Annotated in this window: 23 protein-coding genes and 1 tRNA gene; 5 read left to right on the forward strand and 19 right to left on the reverse strand. The window is 51.5% G+C overall.

Features of this window, described 5'->3' with window-relative positions:
• Positions 1–107: 107 nt before the first annotated feature.
• From PaeBR_RS17330 to PaeBR_RS17340, 3 genes are all read right to left on the reverse strand, one after another.
• The gene (locus tag PaeBR_RS17330) at positions 108–956 is read right to left on the reverse strand and encodes a MurR/RpiR family transcriptional regulator (RefSeq protein WP_410511780.1); all 849 of its coding nucleotides are present in this window, start codon (positions 954–956) and stop codon (positions 108–110) included.
• A gap of 178 nt (positions 957–1134) precedes the next feature.
• The gene (locus PaeBR_RS17335) at positions 1135–1431 is read right to left on the reverse strand and encodes a hypothetical protein (RefSeq protein WP_410511781.1); all 297 of its coding nucleotides are present in this window, start codon (positions 1429–1431) and stop codon (positions 1135–1137) included.
• Positions 1432–2412: 981 nt separating this feature from the next.
• Positions 2413–2496: transfer RNA gene (locus tag PaeBR_RS17340), tRNA-Leu, on the reverse strand.
• A gap of 178 nt (positions 2497–2674) precedes the next feature.
• On the opposite strand from PaeBR_RS17340, the gene PaeBR_RS17345 reads away from it, so the two are divergent.
• Positions 2675–3121 (forward strand): hypothetical protein, encoded by a 447-nt coding sequence (locus tag PaeBR_RS17345; RefSeq protein WP_410511782.1) that lies wholly within the window; start codon positions 2675–2677, stop codon positions 3119–3121.
• A gap of 69 nt (positions 3122–3190) precedes the next feature.
• Here PaeBR_RS17345 and PaeBR_RS17350 read toward each other — a convergent pair whose 3' ends face one another.
• The 3 genes from PaeBR_RS17350 to PaeBR_RS17360 all read right to left on the reverse strand — a co-directional run bounded on the left by PaeBR_RS17350 (position 3191) and on the right by PaeBR_RS17360 (position 4517).
• Positions 3191–3406: a hypothetical protein gene (locus PaeBR_RS17350; protein WP_410511783.1), complete on the reverse strand. Its 216-nt coding sequence runs from the start codon at positions 3404–3406 to the stop codon at positions 3191–3193.
• Between the two features lie 116 nt (positions 3407–3522).
• Entirely contained in the window at positions 3523–3840 is a 318-nt protein-coding gene (locus PaeBR_RS17355; protein WP_307591246.1) for a hypothetical protein, read from the reverse strand.
• A 104-nt stretch (positions 3841–3944) separates the two neighbouring features.
• Positions 3945–4517 carry a xanthine phosphoribosyltransferase gene (locus tag PaeBR_RS17360; RefSeq protein ID WP_410511784.1) on the reverse strand — a complete coding sequence of 191 codons (573 nt, stop codon included), beginning with the start codon at positions 4515–4517 and terminating at the stop codon, positions 3945–3947.
• A gap of 164 nt (positions 4518–4681) precedes the next feature.
• Between PaeBR_RS17360 and PaeBR_RS17365 the strand changes: the two genes are divergently transcribed.
• Positions 4682–5797, forward strand: a complete 1116-nt coding sequence (locus PaeBR_RS17365) for a hypothetical protein (RefSeq protein WP_410511785.1) — start codon at positions 4682–4684, stop codon at positions 5795–5797.
• Here the strand turns inward: PaeBR_RS17365 and PaeBR_RS17370 are convergent.
• The 3 genes from PaeBR_RS17370 to PaeBR_RS17380 are packed head-to-tail and all read right to left on the reverse strand — an operon-like array spanning position 5784 to position 11416.
• On the reverse strand, positions 5784–8933 hold the full coding sequence (locus PaeBR_RS17370; RefSeq protein ID WP_410511786.1) for an AAA family ATPase: 3150 nt from the start codon (positions 8931–8933) through the stop codon (positions 5784–5786). The genes PaeBR_RS17365 and PaeBR_RS17370 overlap by 14 nt on opposite strands.
• Entirely contained in the window at positions 8908–10275 is a 1368-nt protein-coding gene (locus PaeBR_RS17375) for a metallophosphoesterase family protein (protein WP_410511787.1), read from the reverse strand. The genes PaeBR_RS17370 and PaeBR_RS17375 overlap by 26 nt, the downstream gene beginning before the upstream one ends.
• Before the next feature lie 4 nt (positions 10276–10279).
• Positions 10280–11416 carry a glycosyltransferase family 4 protein gene (locus PaeBR_RS17380; RefSeq protein ID WP_410511788.1) on the reverse strand — a complete coding sequence of 379 codons (1137 nt, stop codon included), beginning with the start codon at positions 11414–11416 and terminating at the stop codon, positions 10280–10282.
• Between the two features lie 152 nt (positions 11417–11568).
• Between PaeBR_RS17380 and PaeBR_RS17385 the strand changes: the two genes are divergently transcribed.
• A complete protein-coding gene (locus PaeBR_RS17385; protein WP_410511789.1) occupies positions 11569–12948 on the forward strand; it encodes an RsmF rRNA methyltransferase first C-terminal domain-containing protein in 1380 nt (459 codons plus the stop codon).
• Positions 12949–13083: 135 nt separating this feature from the next.
• A complete protein-coding gene (locus tag PaeBR_RS17390; RefSeq protein WP_410511790.1) occupies positions 13084–13176 on the forward strand; it encodes a YjcZ family sporulation protein in 93 nt (30 codons plus the stop codon).
• A 31-nt stretch (positions 13177–13207) separates the two neighbouring features.
• On the opposite strand, the gene PaeBR_RS17395 is transcribed toward PaeBR_RS17390, so the two are convergent.
• The 7 genes from PaeBR_RS17395 to PaeBR_RS17425 all read right to left on the reverse strand — a co-directional run bounded on the left by PaeBR_RS17395 (position 13208) and on the right by PaeBR_RS17425 (position 19788).
• Positions 13208–14095 carry a pentapeptide repeat-containing protein gene (locus tag PaeBR_RS17395; RefSeq protein WP_410515223.1) on the reverse strand — a complete coding sequence of 296 codons (888 nt, stop codon included), beginning with the start codon at positions 14093–14095 and terminating at the stop codon, positions 13208–13210.
• Between the two features lie 52 nt (positions 14096–14147).
• On the reverse strand, positions 14148–14948 hold the full coding sequence (locus PaeBR_RS17400) for a Cof-type HAD-IIB family hydrolase (RefSeq protein ID WP_410511791.1): 801 nt from the start codon (positions 14946–14948) through the stop codon (positions 14148–14150).
• Between the two features lie 56 nt (positions 14949–15004).
• Positions 15005–15766 (reverse strand): pseudouridine synthase, encoded by a 762-nt coding sequence (locus PaeBR_RS17405; protein WP_410511792.1) that lies wholly within the window; start codon positions 15764–15766, stop codon positions 15005–15007.
• A 2-nt stretch (positions 15767–15768) separates the two neighbouring features.
• Positions 15769–17313, reverse strand: coding sequence for an RsmB/NOP family class I SAM-dependent RNA methyltransferase (locus PaeBR_RS17410; protein WP_410511793.1), 1545 nt, complete (start codon positions 17311–17313; stop codon positions 15769–15771).
• Positions 17314–17411: 98 nt separating this feature from the next.
• Positions 17412–17864, reverse strand: a complete 453-nt coding sequence (locus tag PaeBR_RS17415) for a DUF309 domain-containing protein (RefSeq protein ID WP_410511794.1) — start codon at positions 17862–17864, stop codon at positions 17412–17414.
• The gene (locus tag PaeBR_RS17420; RefSeq protein WP_410511795.1) at positions 17854–18666 is read right to left on the reverse strand and encodes a GTP pyrophosphokinase family protein; all 813 of its coding nucleotides are present in this window, start codon (positions 18664–18666) and stop codon (positions 17854–17856) included. The genes PaeBR_RS17415 and PaeBR_RS17420 overlap by 11 nt, the downstream gene beginning before the upstream one ends.
• A gap of 27 nt (positions 18667–18693) precedes the next feature.
• Positions 18694–19788 (reverse strand): quinone-dependent dihydroorotate dehydrogenase, encoded by a 1095-nt coding sequence (locus tag PaeBR_RS17425; protein WP_410511796.1) that lies wholly within the window; start codon positions 19786–19788, stop codon positions 18694–18696.
• Positions 19789–19996: 208 nt separating this feature from the next.
• Between PaeBR_RS17425 and PaeBR_RS17430 the strand changes: the two genes are divergently transcribed.
• On the forward strand, positions 19997–20134 hold the full coding sequence (locus PaeBR_RS17430; RefSeq protein ID WP_410511797.1) for a hypothetical protein: 138 nt from the start codon (positions 19997–19999) through the stop codon (positions 20132–20134).
• On the opposite strand, the gene PaeBR_RS17435 is transcribed toward PaeBR_RS17430, so the two are convergent.
• From PaeBR_RS17435 to PaeBR_RS17445, 3 genes are all read right to left on the reverse strand, one after another.
• Entirely contained in the window at positions 20131–21510 is a 1380-nt protein-coding gene (locus tag PaeBR_RS17435; protein ID WP_410511798.1) for a L,D-transpeptidase, read from the reverse strand. The genes PaeBR_RS17430 and PaeBR_RS17435 overlap by 4 nt on opposite strands.
• Before the next feature lie 142 nt (positions 21511–21652).
• Complete coding sequence (locus tag PaeBR_RS17440; protein ID WP_410511799.1) at positions 21653–21895, reverse strand: ferredoxin; 243 nt, start codon at positions 21893–21895, stop codon at positions 21653–21655.
• Positions 21896–22054: 159 nt separating this feature from the next.
• Positions 22055–23383 (reverse strand): DNA polymerase IV, encoded by a 1329-nt coding sequence (locus PaeBR_RS17445; RefSeq protein ID WP_410511800.1) that lies wholly within the window; start codon positions 23381–23383, stop codon positions 22055–22057.
• Positions 23384–23459: the final 76 nt, after the last annotated feature.

Below are 23459 nucleotides of genomic sequence, written 5' to 3' on the forward strand. Positions count from 1 at the left end.
TTTCAAAAAAATAGCGGTAAACTACTGTCGTCTGGAGACGGGCAGTAATTTTCCGCTTTTGGAGACTAGGGCTGAATCGAGAGGATCAAATTCTCTGGTTTGGCTATTCAGGTCTTCTTTTTGGCTACGGCCAGGCGTGACCGGTTAACCCGTCTGATACCCTCCGGGCCGAGTTTCAGCACCGTAGCCACATAAATGGTGTCGATGATGACCAACTGAATAATTCTGGATATCATAGCATCCGAACGGTAGCGGGTTTCCTGCGAGGAGCTGAGCAGAACAATGTCCGATTGTTCTGCCAGAGAAGAATTAGGGTAGCTGGAAATTGCAGCCACCCGTGTTCCTCTTTCCCTGGCCAGTTCAACCGCGTCCAGAATCTCCCTGCTTTCACCGGAATGTGAAACCGCCACGATCAAGTCTTCTTTCTTCACCTGTGCGCAGGCAATGTTCATGATATGCGGATCTCCGATAAAACTGCAGTCAAAACCGAGTCTCAGAAACTTGTGGTACGCATCTGCCGCAATCATCCCGGAAGCGCCTACTCCGATAAACAGAATTCTTCTTGCCGACTGCATCAGATCTGAAAATAATCTCATGTTACTTTCATCCAATATATTGTTCAAATCGTTAATGGAACTGACGGTAAGCTGAATTACTTTCTTTTTGATGTCATCAAGAGAATCATCGGTATTCACTTCTTCATAAATCGAATTCGTAGAACCATCGGCCAATTCCTGGGCTATCTTCACTCTGAATAGCTGATATGAATCGTAGTTAAGTTTTCTCAAAAAACGGATAACGGTAGTTTCACTCGTATTGCACAGTTGTGCAAGTTCTCCAAGTGATAATAAAAAAACTTTATCTGATTGGGTTAATATATAATCAGCAACCTGCTTTTGCGTAGGCGACAACGTATTGTATTTTGTTCTAATCAGGCTGAACACACTTTCTTCCACAAGAAACACTCCTCTTCTTTTTTCCCCTTGACATTCATTATACTAGATTCTGTGGAGGGGCGTATGTGAAGTTACAGCGCCGATTTCACAAACTTTTTGAGGTTCAACCCCAATATCAGTTCTTGACGGAGAGGGATCCTGTGCAATAGGCATTACTTGAACTTTTGAGAAATTGTTCCTAACCTACTTGCAGCGACGGTACGTTGTAGGAAAGACCGCCATAGTTAGTGCAGGAAATCCCCTCTTCCAGCAGCCAGCGATGCAGCATATAGCCGGTAGGTCCAGCCTCATAGCAGACCTCTAATTGAAAGGCTTCACTCTGGTCTCGCAACTTGCTCATGAGCTTGTGTACAGCCTCTTTAGTATGAACAATGCTGCCCCAGTACCTGGCTTCCTGTCGTCCTTCGTCCGCAACCGCCACAGCAATTTTCGCTTTGGACACGTCTAAACCTACGTATTTAATGGGCATATTCATAGTAAACCGACTCCTTTTTGTTTGGTGGCTCTGATTTTGGATTCTGAGCGTTCACTCTCATGATCACCAATTTCAACCTACGTATAAACAAATTGCGATGTCGGTTTCGTTCATGATAACTATCGACTTGAAATCTATTTTTCCCTGTAAATCAGCTAATTCACCCCATCCGGCGTGGTTAGAGGGAATTACTCCCTCTAAATCAGCTAACTCACCCTATCCGGCGTGGTTAGAGGGAATTACTCCCTCTAAATCAGCTAACTCACCCTATCCGGCGTGGTTAGAGGGAATTACTCCCTGTAAATCAGCTAATTCACCCTATCCGGCGTGGTTAGAGGGAATTACTCCCTGTAAATCAGCAAATTCACCCTATCTGGCGTGGTTAGAGGGATTTACTCCCTCTAAATCAGCTAACTCACCCCATCCGGCGTGATTAGAGGGAATTGCTCCCTGTAAATCAGCAAATTCACCCCATCCGGCGTGATTAGAGGGAATTGCTCCCTGTAAATCAGCAAATTCACCCTATCCGGCGTGGTTAGAGGGATTTACTCCCTCTAAATCAGCTAACTCACCCCATCCAGCGTGATTAGAGGGATTTACTCCCTGTAAAATCCCTAAATACACCTTAAAGCAGGTTCCCCCGGAATATAGAGGGACAATAGTTAGCATGATAACAAGGGCTATGGCGTACGCCCAACGGCTCAAATCCGCGTATTCCCGCGAGCAACATTTGGTAAAGCACTGATTCTGGTGTGGGTCCCTTTTTGAAACTGGAAATATTGCAGCGCTGTTTTATGAAAAATCGTCCCTGTCCTCTGTAGCGGCACAAACGTCATCATACACATGGACATACGGACATACGGACATACGAACACGCTTTCATTAGCTATTCTTCCCTAAGCCTACTGCCTAACACTTAGAAGTTCGAGCTTAAAAAAAAGAAAAACCCTTCCTAAGAAGAGTTTCGTTGATAAAGTATAATGCGGTCGAGAGGACTCGAACCTCCACGATATTGCTACCACACGGACCTGAACCGTGCGCGTCTGCCAATTCCGCCACGACCGCATATTATATGACTCGCTTTAGCGGCCACAAGATAGATCTTACCATGCCGAAAAAAATTCGTCAATACTTTTCCGGATTATTAATTTTCCCTTTATTTTCTGTATATTTCTTGCTTTCATTACCCCTTTCAAGGTATAATAAGAACAAAGGTTCGCATCCTATAAATGAGGTGATTTATATGGCGACTACTAAGATAAATACTCCAGATATAGCACAAGATATAACCCAAGAAGAACTGTCCCTCGTCAGAAGCTATTTGCTGCTAACATTTATTCATAAAGTCTTTGAACGTGATTGCCGGGTAATTGGCAAGAGCGGTCTGTTCAAGACACCTCAGCTGTATATGGAACTGGTATCCAGCGGTGCCAAGAAGACGTCATTAATGCTGCAGGAGGTCAAGCGAGAGCTTGCCTTGCATGGCCTGAGAATTAATACGGTCCGCCAGGATGTGCACGGTGTTGAGGCCCTTTATACTTGCAGAGAATATGCAGGTGAGCTCAATATTTTGTGGCCAGGCTTTCGCCGGGAGATGATGCTGCGGATGCGCGCTTATCTCGGTCTTGCGACTGAATTCTCCATCCTCGCCCGCGAGGAACATGTGGAGCAGTTGGCTCTGACTATCTAGTCACATCAGCACCACTATAAGACAGAAATAGCTCCCTGCCCGTGGTTAATGGTCAGGGAGCTATTTTATTTAAGAAAGGACATCTGGTCTTGGTTCATTAAAAGGCTGAAAGAGGTAATTCCGGTCCAGCTTTACCACCCTCCGGTTTGGACGGCGGATCATTACCTGAGCTTCATCCCAGGCCAGGACAATACCCTTCACATCATTGCTTTCCAATCCGTCCCGCACCACGCGGATTTTCTCGCCCGAGATCCGGTAGTTATTCAATTGTTCATCGCTAATCATCCCTCATACCTCCTCCTTCTTATTTTGCTGCTAATCATAAAAAAGACCACAATGATTGATCATTGGGTCTCATGTAAGCAATGAAAGAGATCACTTGCCTCTCTTGTTCGGTTCACCTATATCAGCGCTTCATTCTTCTCGAACCAAAAATCGAGAACTTTAGCAGACATCACTCGTTGTTCAAGATACTCCACTTGCTTGGCTGTAAACTTCTCCCTCCAGGAGTAGGACAGCTCCTCACATAGCCCTTTGATAGTCAGCAATTCGGACCAGGCTACATAGCGTTTGTACCAAAAAAACTGAGGATGTTCAATCATATAGGGATAAAGATCATCAAACTCTGTATGCTTACAATCCAATGCACGCTCGAAGTGATCCTTGGCCTCGGTTAGTTTATCAATAAAAAATTGCTCTGTCACCGGTTCTTTCCCCATTGTGACGCCTCCTCTCCTATGTCTAACATTCATTATAAAGGAAAATTCATAGGGTGAAAAGCAGTTGTTTTAAAAATGGGCTTTATTCTCATTTTCGTCACCGTTTAATCACCGAATACAATAGTTCCTTCACTTAGAGACATAATACGGACCAGTGATTCGAGCCGGATACCCTGTTCTCTGATTGTACGTGCACCTGCCTGAAAGCTCTTTTCTACTACTACGCCTAACCCGACAAGTTCTGCCCCGGAACGCTGGATGATCTTGATCAGCCCGCGTGCTGCATCACCGTTGGCTATAATATCGTCGATGAACAATATTTTATCTTTGGGGTCGATAAACTGACGGGATAACATAAGGTCGGTAACAATTCCTTTTGTAAAGGAAGGAACCCGTTCGCACAAGGCATCGGGATCAGCGAGCAATGTTTTTTTGCGGCGTGCAAAGACTAGCGGGACATTCATAATGTAAGCTGTGGCAAATGCTACGGCAATGCCCGAGGATTCAACAGTAACAATACGGGTTATCCCGCTGTCCGCAAACCGCCCGGCAAACTCCCGTCCCATTTCCATAGTCAGCTGGGGATCAACCTGATGATTCAGAAGAGCATCCAGCTTCAGCACCTGATCTGAAACGACGACTCCCTCTTCCAAAATCCGCTGTTTTAACAATTCCATGATTTTGAACCTCCAATGCCCTTTATAATTGCAGACCTTCCACTCTAATAAATACCCTCTAACGGGACAGGCGGAAGTCATGTCCTTCTGTTCATCATCATAACCTGTACTATGCGGACTGCACAAGGCAATCCTGCTAAAGCTTTAAGGAGGAGATCCATGAAATGAAAACATATATCCGCGCATTGCAGATTGCTTTCACCTATATTGGCACCATAGTGGGTGCCGGTTTTGCCACCGGCCAGGAAATATTACAGTTCTTTACCCAGTACGGAGGGTGGGCGGTACTCACGATATTTCTCTCCACTGTACTATTTATTTGGCTCGGGACCAAAATGATGATTATCGCCAGCAGGATCGAAGCGGAATCCTATGAGGATTTCAACCGTCACCTGTTTGGAGAAAATGCCGGGAGCCTTATCAGCCTGTTCACACTGATTATCCTCATTGGCGTCAACAGCATTATGCTCGCCGGGGCCGGTTCTATTTTTCAGGAGCATCTGGGACTCCATTATCAGACCGGTCTGCTAATCACTCTATTGGGATCTTATTGGCTGCTTAGACACGGAATTTCCGGTATCCTGCAAATGAACAGCATTATTGTGCCGCTGATGCTTACGTTGTCACTTATTATCGTTTTTAATACCTTTCAAAATCCGGGGGCAGGGCGTTTTTTATTCCTTGATACAGAGCTCAGTCCGATTAAAGCCTGGTTGTCGCCACTGCTATACACCGCTTTTAATCTGGGTATGGCTCAGGCGGTGCTCGTCCCTCTTGCACGGCATACCAAGGATGAAAAAGCGTTAAAGATGGGCGGTATCTTAGGCGGCATCGGAATCGGCTTCATGCTGATGACGGCGCATTTCGCTATGAGTGCCCAGATGCCGGGCATCCTGCAGTTCGAAATTCCGATGGGCAGCATTGCTTTTCAGCTGGGGACACTGGTGCAATCCGTTTATTTGCTGCTTATTTTTCTCGAGATTTTCAGTACCTTTGTTGCGGATATTTATGGAGCCACCACACAGCTTAAGCAGCATCTTCCTGTTGCACCGGGGCTCATAACACCTTGCGTAATGTTAATCTGCTATGCCTTGAGCCAATTCGGCTTCAGTTCATTGCTGTCTCTGCTCTATCCGGTATTCGGAGCCATCTCGCTGGTGTGGGCGGTTAAGCTGATTCGCACTCCGCTGTCGCTTCCCCCGAGGAATAATCCCCATTCGATAGACATAAGCGGCAGTTATGTGCCTGTAGATCCGGTAACACGAACTACACGGAAATAATCGTTGCACCCGGAATCAATGCGGCGGCCGCCTCAGCCACATGCCGATGGCAAGTCATCATCACCACTTGTCTTGACGTAGATAGATCACCGAGGAGAGTGAGTGCCGCATGAAGACGGTGCTCGTCGAAATTAACGAACAAATCATCGAACAGGAGGGGCAAAGGGGCCTGCCGCGTCATCGTTTCTGCCAGAGCCAGCCGCAGTGCCAGATACAGCTGCTCTGCTGTTCCTCGGCTGAGGGCACCGGAGTGGAGCAGACCTGCATCCCTGTGCTCGGCTTTAAGCTCCTTATTGCCGAGTGTCATAACTACACGGCGGTACTCTCCTCCGGTCAAATGCTCGAAATAAGCCGAAGCCAGCATCAGCACCTGCGGCTGCTTCTCCTGTTCGTAGATACGGCGTGTACGGCCTATTAATTCCGCTGCCAAGGCTGCAACGGCATATTGCCCGGCCAGTTCACGCAGCGCTGCCCGCTGTTCTTCCAGTTGTTGCATTGGGGAATCCTCTAGACAGCGTTCCTCCAGATTCTCCTGCTCCTGGAGCAGTTTGCCCCGCTGCTGCAGCAGGCGGTTCCGTCCCTCTTCCACCTCCGATACAGCAGCCTCCAGCGCAATTCTTTGTTCATTTAACACTGATAAATCATTATGATCCAGCAGGTCCAGCACCTGGGCTGTTCCCTTGGCTTCGAAGCCTCCGAACATAATAAGCTCCCATTGCCGGATGGATCTGGACAGTTCCTCTCGCTGCTGCACTACAGCCGCCCTGCGTAGGAAATCTTCCCCGTTAACCGCGCCGCCTTCAGCAAGCAGACTATCCCGGCGAAATTTCAGCCCGCTTAGTTCTCTGCGGCTCTCCACAAGCTCTGCTTCCATTTTAAGCACACTCGATAGGAGACTCTCACGGCGCTGCAGTCCGGCCTTCAATTCATCCCAGGCCCTCTTTCTTGCTTCCAGCCAGCTTAATCGCGATAAAGGTTTCAGGTCAGCCCCGCATTCCGCAGCCAAAGTCTGGCACTCCGCCTCAAAAGCTGCACATTCCTGTTCCAGCTCCTGCATACGTTGAGCTAATTTCTTCTCCTGGCGAAGCAATTCATTGCCTTGCTCCACTGTGCTGAAAATGTCAGGCAGCCCTTCCGGAGACAACCCTTCAGGCAGCTTGCGCTCCCGCAGCCATTCGTCATACCGGTCAACTGTCTCCTGAAAGGCATTCTCCGCCTGTTCCAGTTCTTCAGTGAGCACCCGCTCCTGTCCGGTTAAGGATTCCAGCTCACTCACTCCGGCATCGCGTTCGAGCGTCAGCCGTTCTATTTTTTGCTGCCAGGCTGTCCAAGAATCCATCAGCCTGCGCAGCTCTTTCATGCCGGCCTCCAGCCCGCTTGCATCAGGGCTGGCAGCCCGGCTCTCCGGCGCAGCGCCGGAGAGCAGCAGCCCCCGCAGCCGCAGCATCTCGGCTGCTGCGGCGTCGTCCCCGCCAGGCTCCGGCGGGGACACACGGGCCCGGCGCTGCGCCAGCACGCCGGCCCAAAGGGCCAGATCCGCGGCGGCCAGCAGGCCTAGCGCGATCCAGGCGCTGACCGGCGGCGCGCCGGTCAGCCACAGCGCTGCCGGCAGCAGGGCCGTCAGCGCCGCGCCTGCGAGCAGCAGGCGCCGGTAGAGCGATGCCATGCGCTGGCGCAGCATGGCATCGCTCTCGCCGCCGCGGCTGCGCTGCGGCCCGCGCAGCAGGCCTTCGCGCCAGCGCTCGGCGGCCTGCTGCAGCTCGCCCCACAGCTGCGCGGCTTCAGCCGCGCTTGCGGGGCGCAGCGCAGCGAACGGCTCCGCGCCGGCGGCCTGCTCCCGCGCCAGCGCACGGTCCGCGGCCTGCAGCGCTGCCGCTGCTGTCGCCAGGCGCGAGCGCAGGGCATGGCGCCCGGCGCCAAGACCCTCCATGCGGCGGTCATAGCCGGCGAACGCCGCAGCGAAACGCCGCCCCGCCTCCCGGTCTACAGCCGCGCAGGGGAAAGCTGCGAGCTCCGCTGAGCTCCACCCGGAATGAATGCTCCGCAGCAGCCGGTGCAGATGGTCCTGCACCGAACGGAGCTCGCCTGCGACCCGCTGCCGCTCCAAGCTGCGGTCCTCATAGCTCCCGCGGCGGCGATCCAGGCTTTCTATAGCCGGGCCTTGAGCAGCAAGAAGTTCATCCGGCTGATTCTGCTCCAGTTCGGAGTTCAGCTCACTCAGATTCCGCTCCCCGCGGGCGACCAGCCCTTCCGCATTTCTGATCTCTCCTTCAAGGCTGTGCCAGCGGGCCGGAGCATCTTCCGGAAAGGCTTCTACTACAGGCAGTTCCGCGAGTTCAAGCCGGGCCTCCCGCCATTTCAGCCAGACGTCACGGATTTCCAGCACCTTCCGCAGCCGGGTTAGACTAACGAAAGTTTCCTCGCCCCTGTCCTCAAGCTTGGCCAGCTCACCCTCTGTTGTCTTCAGGGCAACAGTAATCTCGTTGTACCGGGGCAGAAAGGTGCGGCTCTCCGCAATTTGACGCTCCAGCTTCTCCATAGCCTGCAGGATTTTGGCGGCATCCTGGAGCTTGCCCCGGGGCTTGTACAGCTTCTCGGCCTCCCCGAGCAGACGGCGCTCCGCGCGCATAATATCGCCGCCTCCGCCCATGCCCGCATGGAATAAATAACTGCTCATTTCCTCCGACTGGAGTGCAGCCAGCTGCTGCAGCTCGTCCAGCGAAACTGCAAACAATTGGCGGAACATGCTCCGCGAGATTCCACCCAGCAAATTCCGCTCCAGCTCACCCTGTCCCAGTTCTTCCAGCGTTCCATCGGACCGGCTTAAGGTAACCGTCAGCTTCTCGCTTTTCCCCTGGCCTGCGCCGCCTCCGGTATAGCGGTGAATTTTCCAGCTTCCACCCTCCCCGTCACGGGCCGTCAGGGTACCTCCATGTATCCCGCCTTGTGCCGGCTCATATCTTTCGAGCGGATTACTCCGGGAAGGAATGCCAAACAGCATGGAGCGCATGAACTGAAGCAAAGTGCTTTTACCGGCCTCATTACGTCCGTAAAGTACGGTAACTCCATCTCCCAGTTCTACTTCCACATTACGAAGCCGGCCAAAGCCGCTAATTTCCAGATGCTGAATTTTCATAGCTCCTGCCCTCCTCATGCTCCCGGACCGATGTTCCCTCATCGCTGCCTGGCTCCTCCACTGTGCTGAGCAGCGTTACCCCCAGTTCCGCTGCACGTTCCAGCCAGGCCAGCTTCTCGTCCTCTCCGGTCTCGGACAACAGTCTCCGCAGCTCCCTGTTCTCCATCAGCGGCGCCAGGGCACTGCGCACCAATTGATCCAGCTCTTCTTTGGATTCCTTGCTGCGGTCTGCAACGCGGAGCATTTCCCCGAGGAAGCTGTCTTCCTGCAAAAGGCGTTCCCGGTCAATCTCAATGCCCGATTCCACCGAAAAGCCCTCGGTCCAGACCAGTCCCTGGTATGCCTTTTGTTCCGCTCTGATTCCTTCGCGTCTCTGCAGCTCACCCAAAAGATCGGCTGCGGCTCCTTTTTCAGCCAGCAGCCTGTGAACAGCGCCCCGTCCTGTCAGACGAAACCTGACAACCGACATCAACTGCGGGTACTCTTCTCTAATGTCTTCTACGGCCTGCTCTACAGCGTCAATCCACTGTGCCTCATCATGCAGCCCTTGGATGGAAATATCCCGAACCTGCCAGCGTACCACATCCAGCTCATGAAATTGGAGAGAGGACGAGCCGTCCTCATCCACATCTACGACATAACAGCCCTTTGGACCTGTTTCTTTAATGCTGCGGCCCTGAATATTGCCGGGATAAACAATAAAGGGCCGTTCCTGCAAAATCCTTCTTGTATGTATATGCCCCAGCGCCCAATAATCATAGCCTCTTTCTATCAAGTCCCTCCGGCTGCAAGGAGAATACGTCTCATGCTGAGGATCACCGTCTACATTGCAATGATGCAGAGCAATGTGGAACAGCCCCGATCCCGGCTTGCGCTCAAAAGTCCTGGCAGTATTCTCCGTTACCTTCGCCGTGGGATAGGATAGTCCGCTTACGATAGCAACCTCAAGGCCGTCACTACGGCGATGGGCCGTCACCTGTCCGGGGGTATCGCTGCCGAATACCGTTACATGATCTTGCGGAGTGCCGGCCAGCCGCGGACCATCCAGCGGATCATGATTGCCATGAATCAGAAAAACGCTGATATTATGCCGACCCAGCTCTTGCAGCGCCTCCTGAAACCTGAGCTGTCCCTGCAGCGAAGAATCGGAGACATCATACACATCTCCGCTAATGACGACAAAATCAACCTGCTCTTTAATGGCGACGCCAACAAGCCGCCCGAGGGCGGCAAAGGTGGACTCGCGTAAAATGGACCGTACAGCCGGCGGAATATGCGCCAGTCCGGCAAAACGGCTGTCTAAATGCAAATCTGCGGCATGCAGAAAACGGAATGGAATCATAATATCATCCCTTCATTCCGGGATGATATTGCAGATATGTTTTTTTCAGTTCATTAGCTACTCTTGTCAGAGAATACATGCTCTTCGCTTTCTCCCAGGCAGAACGGGAAAGTTCATAGCGGTAGGAAGGATCGGTAATGACCTTTTCGAGCGCATCCGCCAGTGCAAGCTCATCATCAGGATTGACCAGCAATCCATTGACTCCATCTTCAATCTGTTCCGGTATCCCGCCAACATTCGTACCTACCAGAGCTAGGCAGCTAAGCGCAGCTTCCGCAAACACAGACCCGAATGCTTCCGCACGCGAAGGCAGAACAAAAATATCAAAGAAAGGCATGAACTCCTCCGGATGCAGCGTGTAGCCATAAAAAATAGTCTCATTATATATGCCCAAAGTCTGTGCCAGATTCTCAAGCTCGGCGCGGGAAGGCCCGTCTCCGATAATATGCAGCACATACTCATGACCGCGCTTTTTTAGTTCGGCGCAAGCTTTAATCAAGATGTCAATACCCTTCGCCGGGACAAGACGGGTGACCGTGACCAATTGGGTAATGCTGTTGTCATGCGACACCGGCTTAAATCTTTTCTCATCGAAACCGTTCGGAATGACACCGATATTGGAAGGCTCGGCTATATAAGGAGACAAATAGTCGGCAAACGAACGCGATACCGTCATGAGCCGGTCGCTGACATGCTCAAGCTCACGGTAGATCGACACCAGGAACTGGTGCTCCAATCCGTTCTCGGCAATGGCGCCATTCAGAATCAGCTCACGCTCATAGCTGGAGTGAAGTGTCTGGATCAACGGAATATCCGGGAACGCCTTTTTCATCGCCAGACCGGCAATTGGATGATGGGCATGAATAAGATCATATTTCTTGCTTAGGCGCAGCCTCGTCCACCATAAGTAATCACGGTACGTCTGAATATATTTTTGCACAACCGGACTCGCGCCGTACTGCGTCCAATCGAAGGTTTCGAATACAATTTCTTCACGGCCCTTGTTGCGAATCCGCTTCGGCAGCCAGAACAGATCCATTTCCCATCGGCTAGAGCGGAAGCGTTCCTGAAGATACGGGATCATGGAAGAGACACCACCGGGCTGTTCCGGCGGAAAGAAGAGCGCTTGCAGCAAATTCATAGGTACATCCCCTTTTCGATTGCCCCCATTACGGTGTAGCCTGGCAATTATGTTATAGTTGTGCATATGTACATTTTAGGCGCTTAAAGTTCCATACTTTGATTTTATCGGTATACACCTCAAACAGCAACAGACAAAAAGGAGAATGAATGATGAAGGAAGAACGGCTGCCCGCCGCTTACACCACAATGATGAGAGAAATGCTGGGACAAGAGGCGGACGCTTTTCTGGAGAGCTATACGGCCCCGAGAACTCAGGGACTGCGCTTCAACACGTTAAAAAGCTCCACCGATACAGGCCGAACAGCGGTGCGGAACACGATCTCCTTATTCGGGCTGAAATCCGTACCCTGGTGTTCTGAAGGGTATTATTACGAAGAGCCTTCACGTCCGGGTAGACATCCCTTTCATGCTGCCGGACTATATTATATTCAGGAGCCGTCGGCAATGTCCGCTGCCGGACTGCTGTCTCCCCAGCCCGGAGAGACGGTACTGGATCTTGCAGCAGCCCCCGGCGGAAAGACAACGCACATCGCTGCCTTAATGCAGGGACAAGGCCTGCTCATATCCAATGAAATTCATCGGGAACGGGCCAAGATACTGGCTGAGAATGTGGAGCGGCTTGGCATCCCGCATGCGCTGGTGACCAGCGCCACCCCTGGAGAGCTGGCAATGCGCTTCCCTGGGACCTTCGACAAGATCATGCTGGATGCTCCTTGTTCAGGCGAAGGCATGTTCCGTAAAGATCCTGACGCCATTGATGAATGGTCCCCGGAGCATGTGGCCATGTGCTCGTCGCGACAATGGGATATCCTTCAGGATGCCTATATTATGCTGAAGCCGGGCGGTAGCCTGGCCTACTCGACCTGTACATTCAACCGTAAAGAGAATGAAGAGATCATTGCGCGGTTGACAGACAGCTATCCTGATATGGAACTGATTACCCACAAACGGTTATGGCCGCATCTGGAAAAAGGCGAGGGCCATTTTGTTGCGCTGCTGCGCAAACAAATGTCTGAGGAGACCGGACAAGGCCGTAACAAACGCGGAACAAGCGGAGGACGGGGCAAAAACGACTCAAAAACCAATTCCTCTGTGCGGGATGCCTTCCAGCAGTTTCAATCCTGGGCTGCAACGGAACTTCCCGGATTCTCATGCCAAGGTGTACCGCTTCTCTTCGGAGACTCTTTATATTTGCTGCCCGCAGCATTTAACGACCGGATGCATACCGGACTGCTCGACGGGCTGCGAATTCCCCGCGCAGGTCTGCATCTTGCCCATCTGAAGAAAAACCGGATTGAACCTGCGCATGCGTTAGCTATGGCCCTCCAATCGGAGCAGGCCTTCCGCCGTTATGATCTTGCACAGGACGGGCCGGAAGTTCGGGCTTGGTTCCGCGGGGAGAGTCTTCCGGCACCTTCTGAGCTGCATGGCTGGACACTTGTGACCGTAGAGGGTTTACCTGTCGGCTGGGGCAAAGCGAGTTCAGGTCAGCTCAAAAACCATCTTCCCAAGGGACTGCGTATTATGTAGCCCATATTGGCAAGCACATAGGCTCTTGGCCAGTTCGTGAATCCCCCTTCGGCATATGATGTCATTATCCCCAAAAAAGGCTGCGCACAAGACGCGGCAATGGGAACAAGACCTTAGTCAAGGGAGGAATCAGACATGGGCGCAGTTGGAGGAGGCTTTACATCCACCGGAGCAATTTTGGTACTTTTCATATTGCTCGTCATTATTTCCCGTTCGTTATTCGTCTAATTTTAACTTCAATTCCATTAAACAAAAGCGCCTAACAGGATTTATTAACCAAGGAGGACCAGTGCGTTGGGCGGGAGAGTAACGGAGGCAGCTTTGTGCCGGCATCTCCCTTCGCGGCGTTAATCTGGGCTTGGGTGAGAAAAATACTGTCGGTCAGGTCGGCACCTCTCAGGTTAGCATCCCGGAAATCCGCACCGATGAGGTCAGCCCCTCTCAGGTTGGCGCCTCTGAGGTCAGCGGCAATTAGGTATGCCCCTCTCAAATTGGCACATCTCAAATCTGCACCCCTCAATTTGGCCCCGATAAGGTCTGCACCCCGTCCGTGGGTCTTCCGATTACCCGGGAGGGCCTTCGGCTTCCGCAAGGCCTCAGTCCGCACAAGTTCGCTGGCTCGCAGGAGCAGAGCATTGACCTCTGCCCGGTGAGCTGCTATTTCCAGTTTCAGGATTAAATCGGAATCGAGCTGAGTAAGGCGTTCCGTCTCATTGAGCGCCAAGCGGAGCTCACCATGGATTGGACGGGCAGGTTGAAACGTTAGCGCTTCAAGCAGATACCAGAGAAGCTCGTGAAGCTGGCGCATGATCGGGAACACCTCAAACATTTGTTGGGCGGATCCTGGTGCATGCAGCCAGTCCTTTCCACCAAAGGTAACGCGGGAAACCTTTTGCCCCGCCCCGAAGCAGTCATAAACAGTGCAACCTCGAAAACCCAGTTCCCTGAGGCTGTTGTGAACGCCGCAGCGAAAATCCCCTTGCAGGTTTTGGCAGGGCTGCCCTGCATCTTTATCCATGGCGAAGTCTGCCGAAGCAGCGAAGGGCAGCGCGGCACAGCACAAGCCAAAGCAGCTCTCGCAGTCAGCTTGCAGACTGGAGCGGCGGTTGTGGGGGATTGATTCTGGATATTTGTAATTCTCGGACATTACGAAGTCTCCTTCAGTTCTCTGCAAACCTTAACTCTGGGGGTCACGATGATCAGGAAAGGCAGTACTTCATCAGTGCGTCACGTACCCCATGCTCATTGTTTGTACCTGTGATAGCATTAGCCGCAGCTTTGACTTCAACCGGAGAATTGTCCATCGCTACGCCCATTCCGGCATAAGTCAGCATGGATATATCATTAAAATAATTGCCGATCGAGAGAACTTCCTCTTGCTGAATTCCAAGCTGCAGCGCCAGATGCTTGAGGGCATTGCCCTTCGAGGCCTCGGGGTGCATGAAGTCTACAAAAAATTCTCCGCTGCGCAGAATATTATATTGCTGTCCCCAGGTGCGCCATACCCGCTCAGCCTCATCCAGTATATCGGACTGGGTAAACACCGTGAATTTCACGATGGGTTCGCGGAACTCCTCCCAGGCCGGCAGCGTGGCAGGCAGTATCCGAAAGTGCTCATACATATAATTGGCTTCCTTGGTCAGGTTCTCCACATTATCAACGTACATTTCAAAAGCGGTATTCACATCAAAATGGATATTCCGCTCCCGGCAGTAATCAATATACGGATCAAGACCGCGCGCATCCAGACCGTATTGGTGCAGCACTTCACGGTCTTTCACCCGCACCGTTGCCGCTCCGTTATGACCAAGCACATATCCGGACAGCCCCATCTCCTCCATAAAAGGAATCGAATTCTGCGGACTGCGTCCAGTGCATAACACAATTTGGCCTCCCTTCGCGGTAACCTCTGCGATTGCCTCCTTATTCTCCGAGCTGAGCTGATGGTCGTCATTCAGCAGTGTTCCATCTACATCAAGCGCTATCAGTTTGTATCTCATGCTCCACCATCCTTGTCTATCCTTTTTATCTATATAAAAGTGAATTGTTGAACCTGTCAGTTATTCTCCGCTCCGAGCAGATGCATCTCCTCGGCAGTCAGTTCACGGTATGAGCCCAGTGGCAGACTCTCATCCAGCTTCAACTCGCCCATGGCTACACGCTTGAGGAACGTCACTTTTTTACCGACGGCCTGAAACATGCGCTTTACCTGGTGGAACTTCCCCTCGGTGATCACAAGCGATATGTACGAGATCACTTTAGTGCCGCGTTCTCTGCCCAAGATGGTCAACTGTGCGGGCTCAGTGACATAACCATCCTCAAGCGTTACTCCCGCCGCAAATGCCGCTACATCGTCGGAATCAACCTCACCCTCTACTGTAGCTTCATACGTTTTGGGTACATGCTTGCGCGGCGACAGCAGTTCATGGGCAAGCTTGCCGTCATTCGTCAACAGCAGCAGTCCGACGGTATCCTTATCCAGTCTGCCTACGGGAAAAGGTTCGAATAGAGCATAATCTTTCGTAAGCAAATCCAGTACAGTTCGGTCCCGCCGGTCTTCCGTTGCAGACAGCACACCGGGAGGCTTGTTCATCATTAAATAAATATACTCGCGGTAGAGGACGGGTTCACTCCCCACCTCGATTTTATCCTTATACGGATCGACATGAAACCCGCTGTCTTTAACCACAGCTCCATTCACAGTGATTAATCCTTGCTTCGCTTGTTTGCGGATATCACTTCGTGAAGCGATGCCAACATGAGACAGCACCTTATCCAGACGTTGTTTTTTGCCTTCATTGCCTGATGACTGCTTCATTCTTACGTCCACCTCCAGCCAGCGGGATATTCATTCTTGAGCATGCCGTCCTGCCATTTGCCCCATCCCGCACTGTATCCGTCAATGCAGACCAGAACATAGCCTTTAAAAGGACTTCCCTGCTTCACAGCCAAGCGTTCCGAAGGAATGGAGAGTGTTTCTCCTTTGAGGTAAGAAACTGCCTCACTGTCCTTACTGGACAGCGACAGGCTGCGGCGGCTTTCTTCAGGTCTCAGTGCCGTGGCTAACGGATGTCCAGGAATAAACCGTCCATTGCGAACAGACCCTACGTACCAGCCAGGGCGGATGGTCTTCAGTCCGTCCATTGCTGTTTTAGGCAGGGGCGAAATATACAAATGATCGCCAAAAAGAATCGGATAGCCCGCAGGCTGAAATCCCAGCTGTTCCTGTACAAACTGCCCATAGGCAGCCAGAGCCGCTTCTTCTCCCGGCACCTGTCCATTTCGTCCCCCGCTCTCGCCGGTTTTACCCGGTGAACGTCCACTTTTACCCCGGGCGCTGCCGGCATTTTGCCTTGATGCCATTTTAACAGCGGATCCTTGCCGCTTCTTATCACGGCCCTGTTCCCCGGTTATCGACACTGCCAGCGTAGAGTCTAAAGGTAACTCTCCCTTAATCCCCTCAACAGCAGAGCTTCCGTCGTGCTTTAATACAGCGATGAAATGACCTTCGCCCTTAACCTTGTGTGGCCATAAACGGGCTGTTCCTGCAAGCTCCCCGAAGCCTGGGGCAAAAGAGCCCGTCCCTCCAACCGGAACAACCGAAAACTGCGGATGAACGGCGAGAAATTCCGTTATAGTCCCTTCGTTCTCCTCTGTAGCAAATGTACAGGTTGAGTAGACCAGCGTCCCGCCCGGGGCCAATGCGGAAGCTGCGGATACCAGAATATCTCTTTGCATCGCCGCATATTTGGCTGGCGTTTCGCTGTCCCACTGCTTGACCATATCCTCATCCTTACGGAACATGCCTTCCCCGGAGCAAGGGGCATCGACCAGGATTTTGTCAAAAAAAGCAGGAAACGCCGCAGCGATACGCTCTGGACTCTCGTTCAGGACGATACCGTTGCGGGTTCCGTACAGCTCCAGATTTTTAGCCAGCGCTTTGGTCCGTTCGGGATGAAGATCATTGCTGACCAGCAATCCCTGCCCCTGCAGCTTGCCCGCAATCTGCGTCGACTTGCCGCCGGGAGCGGCGCATAAATCCAGAACACGGTCACCCGGCGTCACACCGAGCAGTTCTGCCGGCGCCATGGCACTGGGCTCCTGAATGTAATACAGACCCGCATGATAATAGGGATGCTTGCCGGGCCTGGCGCCTTCCCCCGTATAAAAACCGGTAGGACACCATGGAATCGGCTCCAACGGAAAAGGGGAGATTTCCATAAGCTCCGCGGCCGTAATTTTTAAGGTATTGGCCCTGATGCCTCCGTAGGGTATTTCGTTATAGGCTTTTGCAAATTGCTCGTATTCTGTTCCCAGCAGCTCCTTCATTCTTTCCATGAAAGAGTGTGGCAATTGTGCTGCCATGATGCTGTCCTCCTGCCATACACAACAGGTATGAATGACTCAAGGAACACCCCTGCGGGTGCCCCTCTTGGAAATCCATATCAATCGTCTTTGGATGTTTATTTATGATAAGATGCCCGGCCTCTTTGGGGACCCCGGCGTTGAGGAATGTTGGGAGTAATACCAGGGGATGCCGCTTCCACCTCGCGGGCCAGTACTTCATCCACTATTTCAATGGTTAAGTCGTAATAGGGAAAGGGCTGCGCTTCGTAACTCTCCAGGCGGCGAACATACTCCTGTGCCTCGGCCACCAGTTTGCCCAGATTGATCCCGAGGCATAGCAGAGGATAATCCTGCAGTTTCCCGGCGGCCCTGTCCAGCAAAATAGTTCCGCCGCGAACATTGCCGTTACGAAAATGGTACAAGCCCACGGCTATCTGGAGCAACCCCTTATAGAACGGGTCATGTTCACGGGCAATCCACAATTCCTCGAGCACCTCATGACACTCAAAATAGTCCCGGTCGCGGTTAAAATAGACCAGATAAGCTACGTACAGCTTTTCATAAGTCATAAGGCTGATTGCCCTTTTTCGCTTCAGAGAGCAGTGCTCTCACATGGTCTAGTAATTCCTTCATGGCATCCATATCCTGTGCTTGCCAGATCTCGTTAAACCGCCCCTGACATTCTATCGCTTCATTCACAAGGTGATAGAAATACAGCTGGTGAATAGCCTTCAGAACCTGTGTAGTCGCATTGGAATTTTCCTCAAAGGTTTTTTGCGCCTCGAGTATTTCCTCCCGAATACTGGACATTTCACTATCCAGAATGGATGCGGCTTCCGCTGCCGTTTTCAGGCGAACCCGCATGACATCCGGCAGACTTTCCCGGTACTTATAATTCAGGGAGTGCTCAATGGTGGCCCAGAAGTTCATCGCCAGCGTGCGGATTTGGATTTCGGCCAGAATAATCTTTTGACCCAGAGCTGTTTGTACAGGATATTTAATGATCATGTGAAAGCTGCGGTAGCCGCTCTCTTTATAATTTGTAATGTAATCTTTCTCATAGAGAACTTCTAGATCCTTGCGGGCCCGGATATATTCCGCTACCCTGCGGATATCCTCCACAAATTGGCACATGATGCGGATGCCGGCGATATCCTCAATGCCCGTCTCCAGGTCCTCCATCTTCACATTCAGCCGTTGCGCCTTTTCCAGAATGCTGGACAGCCGCTTCACGCGTCCGGTTACGAATTCGATCGGGGTATATTCCTCTCTCTTTTTCAGCTCGGAACGCATCGTTTTGAATTTAACCTTAAGCTCCTCCACAGTCTGTTCATATGGAAGCAAAAAAGTTCCCCAGTCCCTGCCGTCCATCTACCCGTCCTCCTGTCCTCTGTACCTTCAATGATGGTCTGTGCCCACCGCTTCCGAGATATGGCGGAATCCGTCCCGCCGTAGCAGCTGCCGTAATCCGGCATGCACCCTGCGGTTAACCTCCGGCCCCTCGTAGATAAGAGCTGTATAAATTTCAACCAGACTTGCACCTGCCCGGATTTTGTCATAAGCGTCCTGGCTCGTAAAAATCCCACCCGAGCCGATTATGGGCAGCTTGCCCCCGGTCTGCCGGTAAATCGCGCTGATAATTTCTGTGGAACGATCACGCAGCGGCCTTCCGCTTAAGCCTCCGGTTTCTTTGGCGCTTGAATGTTTCAGGCCTTCCCGGCTTATCGTTGTATTGGTAGCAATAATACCATCCATCCCGGTTTCTGTCAGTGTATGTACCATGTATTCCAGTTCGGCCGCACTAACGTCCGGAGCTATCTTTACCAATAAGCTCTTCTGGATGCCGCTTGCTTTACGTTGCAGCTCCATCTCTTCCTTCACCTGAGTCAACAGGAATGACAATTCACTGCCATGCTGGAGGCTGCGCAAATCAGGCGTATTCGGCGAGCTGATATTTACCACAAAAAAATCACCGTACGGATAAAGCGTACGGATACACTGGCGGTAATCCTCATGGGCCGCTTCATTGCTGGTTGCCTTGTTCCGGCCAATATTGACCGCTACCGGAATAGGACGTTTAACGAAGGTCTTCAGCCGCCGTGCCATACTCTCCGCACCCTCATTATTGAAGCCCATCCGGTTGATGAGCGCTCCATCCGAGGGGAGACGGAACAATCGCGGGCTCTCATTGCCCGGCTGTCCCTTTGGTGTCACGGTTCCAACCTCCATAAAGCCGAAGCCGATGGATGAGAAGCCTGCAACAGCCTGGGCATTCTTATCCAATCCTGCCGCCAGTCCAACCGGAGTCGGGAAGTGCTGCCTGAACAGATCCACCGCCAGATCGGCTGTTTCAGGAACGCCATACATCATACGCAAAGCTGCGCGGCCGCCTGGGAGAGCAGACGATTTCTCCAATCCGCCTACGACGAGATGGTGCGCCTTTTCCGGGTCCATTTTAAAGAAAAAGGGTTTGGCAATATTACGATATAGCACCGTTCTCGCTCCTTCAAGGGGTTCATTAGTGTGCCTTTCACCCCGGTTGTGTAGGTTTCTTCTTAATTTTAGCCTTTTACAGTTGAAAAGAAAAGTTTTTTGCCTCTGGAGATATTGCGGGCCTGCCTAGAGAGTATAGTATTTTTCTGATAAACGAATTACAATGAAAGGGTAACCACCGATGAAAAGAGAAAGAAGGTAGAGCCGTATGTCAACCAAACGTAAACCGCCTACACTGCAGCAGAAGAAAGAAGAAGTGAACCGCAAAGCGATTCTATGGATCGGGGTAAGCCTTGTATTACTAATTCTTCTTATCATCGTCCTATTTATTGTAGCAGGTAATTAATTCAGCCAATGGTATACTTTGCGGGGGTTGGTCTGGTTCTGGGTTGCAGGGGGAGAGAAACGTTTCTTCGGCAATAACAGGGCAGAGGGCAGAACCCCTTTACTTATTTCTACTTTTGTACCCATCGGAACCAGAGCAAATAATTCCTCGACATCCTTTCGATTCATCCGGATACAGCCCAGTGATTCATCCTTCCCGATACTGTCCGTTTCGTTAGTGCCGTGGATCGCATAGTTGCTGTCCGAAAGCTGCATTCCGCGGCTGCCGAACTCCCCGTTATCACGCCCGTTCGGGTTAACGACTTTATCTGAGATGACGAAGCCGCCCTCAGGCGTCTTATCTCCCCCAAGACCCACTTCATAATTCCGCAAAATAATGGAACCGCTGGTCACTGCCAGCCGGTGTCTTTGTTTATCTACAATAATAGTAAGCGGTTCTGTCAGGAATGGAATTTCCGCATCGCTGTTGGAAGCAGAATCAGCCGGAAGGACTTGACCCTTCATTGAAACAGCAGCGTTCTTAAGAGGTATGAACGCCTGTTTCATTCCAGGCGTTGTACCCGCAAGCCAATTGCCCGGAAAAGAACCTGCCAGCTCTTTCAGTGAAGCAGGAAGACGGCCCTTACTATTATTGAAGGCTCTCATTGCGCTCCACAACACAGCTAGTTCCTGCTGCCGGACCTGCCATTGTGCGGCCTTTACAGTTAATTCACCGGAGTCCGGAGGCTGGCAGGCACAAGCAGCCGGATCATAGGATTGATACACCGCACCCCCGTTTCCGGTCTTCTCCAGCGTATAATCAAGAGGAAGCTTCTCTTTCCAGAGCAGCCATTTACCGGAGCGTTGCATACTCAGCACAGCTGTGTAAGATGGCCCCTTGCTTTTCTTCAGCAGGTTCGTAAGCTCATTACCGGAAGACGACCCCTCGCCTGCCTCACGCGCTGTAAAGAGAATTTCTGGTTGTTCACTAGAAACCGCATCCGGAGTCATTTTATCCGGTGGCACTGCAGCATCGCTGGCACTTGTACCCTTTGGCATCGACCCGCTTTCTTCATTTACATATGAACCCGGGGCTGTTGCTGTTGGCGTAAAGAGCAGCAATAGAAACATCAGTCCCAGCAGGAGACGGCGGACTTTCTGCCTGTTCATATCACGCTGCCGGCCCGCCTTCAATAAGCCCTCTTCATATTCCCTCAGCATTTCGCTGGGAATCTTACTGTGCTCAAACGCCTCATATACCTCTCCTGCTTCATTGAAGCAGTAATTCGCTTTACCTTCCTGGCCGTTCTTATAATATTCCTTACCCAGCAAGTACCATGCCATCTTATTCTCAGGATGGTTTTGTACATATTGTTTGAGGTACTGCGAATTTTTCATCGGAGCCTCCGTCAATTATAATTTAGTTCCTTATTTATATCGGAAGTTTCGGGAATAAAAAAGAGACATTCCCCAGCCGAATGAAATGCCGGCAAATGGGAAGTCTCTTTATGTGGCCTTGCAATACTAACTTGCGAAGTGATTAGCCTTCTTTGTTGAAAGGAACGTCCGCAATTTTAATGGAATCCGTCGGGCATCCATCGGCTGAATCCTGCAGGTCATCAAACAGATCGTCAGGAATAGCTGTGTTTCCGCGGTTACCATCATTCTCATAGATGGTTTCCGCCAAGCCTTCATCATCGAAATCAAAAATATCAGGGGCCGTCGCACCACACGCACCGCAAGCGATGCAACTTTCTTTCTCGACCCAAGTATACTTAGCCATAGTTATCTCTGCCTCCTGTTAAACATACACCGCCGCTGTAGCAACGTGTTATTTTCTCATATTAATATAAATAGACTGCAATTTCAATGGGTTTTCAAGACGTTTGCATTTCTGCCGCATTATGCGGCACCTTTAATAACATGCATAAGAACATCCATGTCACACGTCATCCTGGTCTACGCCATGCAAATTATCCTTCTGAAGGGAGGTGCCGCGCTCCTTGTGATTACGCAAGAGTGCCGAGTGGGCATCACTAAGCATGCCGGCGGTCAATACCGCATTCTCTCCGAATTTGTTACGGAGCATATCCATTGCTTTGTTGAGCGATTCCTTCTTCGGCTGGCGCTCATAATCGAATAAATCCAGCTGGATCGCCGATTCGTCTTTCGCCTTAAGGCCCTGCAGTGTTACACCGAGGAGCCGTACTGGCTTGTCGCCCTTCCAATGCCGGATGTAAAGATTGCAAACCGCTTTATAAATATCCTCGGCGCTTTCCGATACCGTCTCCAGCTGACAGGAGCGTGTGATCGTCTTCATATCGGGGGTGCGGATCGTGAGCTGGACTCCGGAGGCTACTAAATTCTGCCGCCTGAGCCGCCGCGCCACCTGATCTGAGAGATTCAACAGAATGGGCCGCGCTTCGGCAATGCCTGTCACATCTCTCGGCAGGGTCGTTGTGTGTCCAATGGATTTGCTCTGTTCCCGCTCCGGATTCACCAGCGAATGGTCGATACCGTTACCGGCCCGCTTCAGCCATGAACCCAATACTCCAAAATGATCGCTTAACATCCCTTCATCCGCTGCCGCTAACTGTCCTATACTATAAATGCCGAGCTTGCGCAGCTTCTCTGCCGTTTTGTCGCCGATCCCGAACATTTCATTGCAGGGCTTGTCCCAGAGAATATTCGCCACATCGCGCAGCCGCAGCACTGAAATGCCATTGGGTTTCTTTAAGTCAGAAGCCATTTTGGCCAGCAGCTTGTTTGGAGCAATCCCGATGGAGCAAGGCAAACTCAGCTCTTCCATAATACGGCGCTGTATATCCTCTGCAATCTCCAGGGGAGTTCCAAACTGCTTGGAGCCTGTAATATCAAGATAACATTCATCTATGGAGACGGCCTCGAGCAGGGGTGTATAACTGTATGCGATTTGCATGAAGGCACTGGAATATTTGCGGTATAGATGAAAGTCGGGTTTAATAACCATCAATGAAGGACACAGCCGCAGTGCTTTCTGCACCTGCATCCCCGTTGAAATTCCCAGTCTTCGCGCAGCATAGGAACAGGTTACGATGATCCCCTTGCGCAGCTCGACGCTGCCTGCAACCGCAGTCGGCTTTCCCCGGTATTGATCCGGGTCCTCCGCCTCGTGGACGGAGCAATAAAAAGCGTTCATATCCACATGCAGGATTACCCTGCCGCTCGTTGGATAGTATTGATCGACGTTTTGCACAATATCTACCTTCTTATCCTGGGTTTCTATTGCCAAGCTTAGAATACCCCTACCACACGCTAAGGTCAACCTATTGCAAGCTGCAAAGTTCTTTGTTACATTCCCGCGTAAA

Source organism: Paenibacillus sp. BR2-3 (assembly GCF_046529485.1).
In the GTDB taxonomy this organism is placed as follows: Bacteria; Bacillota; Bacilli; order Paenibacillales; family Paenibacillaceae; genus Paenibacillus_AQ.

Coding starts and splice junctions, on each gene's coding strand:
- PaeBR_RS17335 (WP_410511781.1), bottom strand. CDS start 1,431: ATGAATATGCCCATTAAATACGTAGGTTTAGACGTGTCCAAAGCGAAA.
- PaeBR_RS17345 (WP_410511782.1), top strand. CDS start 2,675: ATGGCGACTACTAAGATAAATACTCCAGATATAGCACAAGATATAACC.
- PaeBR_RS17350 (WP_410511783.1), bottom strand. CDS start 3,406: ATGATTAGCGATGAACAATTGAATAACTACCGGATCTCGGGCGAGAAA.
- PaeBR_RS17355 (WP_307591246.1), bottom strand. CDS start 3,840: ATGGGGAAAGAACCGGTGACAGAGCAATTTTTTATTGATAAACTAACC.
- PaeBR_RS17360 (WP_410511784.1), bottom strand. CDS start 4,517: ATGGAATTGTTAAAACAGCGGATTTTGGAAGAGGGAGTCGTCGTTTCA.
- PaeBR_RS17365 (WP_410511785.1), top strand. CDS start 4,682: ATGAAAACATATATCCGCGCATTGCAGATTGCTTTCACCTATATTGGC.
- PaeBR_RS17370 (WP_410511786.1), bottom strand. CDS start 8,933: ATGAAAATTCAGCATCTGGAAATTAGCGGCTTTGGCCGGCTTCGTAAT.
- PaeBR_RS17375 (WP_410511787.1), bottom strand. CDS start 10,275: ATGATTCCATTCCGTTTTCTGCATGCCGCAGATTTGCATTTAGACAGC.
- PaeBR_RS17380 (WP_410511788.1), bottom strand. CDS start 11,416: ATGAATTTGCTGCAAGCGCTCTTCTTTCCGCCGGAACAGCCCGGTGGT.
- PaeBR_RS17385 (WP_410511789.1), top strand. CDS start 11,569: ATGAAGGAAGAACGGCTGCCCGCCGCTTACACCACAATGATGAGAGAA.
- PaeBR_RS17390 (WP_410511790.1), top strand. CDS start 13,084: ATGGGCGCAGTTGGAGGAGGCTTTACATCCACCGGAGCAATTTTGGTA.
- PaeBR_RS17395 (WP_410515223.1), bottom strand. CDS start 14,095: ATGTCCGAGAATTACAAATATCCAGAATCAATCCCCCACAACCGCCGC.
- PaeBR_RS17400 (WP_410511791.1), bottom strand. CDS start 14,948: ATGAGATACAAACTGATAGCGCTTGATGTAGATGGAACACTGCTGAAT.
- PaeBR_RS17405 (WP_410511792.1), bottom strand. CDS start 15,766: ATGAAGCAGTCATCAGGCAATGAAGGCAAAAAACAACGTCTGGATAAG.
- PaeBR_RS17410 (WP_410511793.1), bottom strand. CDS start 17,313: ATGGCAGCACAATTGCCACACTCTTTCATGGAAAGAATGAAGGAGCTG.
- PaeBR_RS17415 (WP_410511794.1), bottom strand. CDS start 17,864: ATGACTTATGAAAAGCTGTACGTAGCTTATCTGGTCTATTTTAACCGC.
- PaeBR_RS17420 (WP_410511795.1), bottom strand. CDS start 18,666: ATGGACGGCAGGGACTGGGGAACTTTTTTGCTTCCATATGAACAGACT.
- PaeBR_RS17430 (WP_410511797.1), top strand. CDS start 19,997: ATGTCAACCAAACGTAAACCGCCTACACTGCAGCAGAAGAAAGAAGAA.
- PaeBR_RS17435 (WP_410511798.1), bottom strand. CDS start 21,510: ATGAAAAATTCGCAGTACCTCAAACAATATGTACAAAACCATCCTGAG.
- PaeBR_RS17440 (WP_410511799.1), bottom strand. CDS start 21,895: ATGGCTAAGTATACTTGGGTCGAGAAAGAAAGTTGCATCGCTTGCGGT.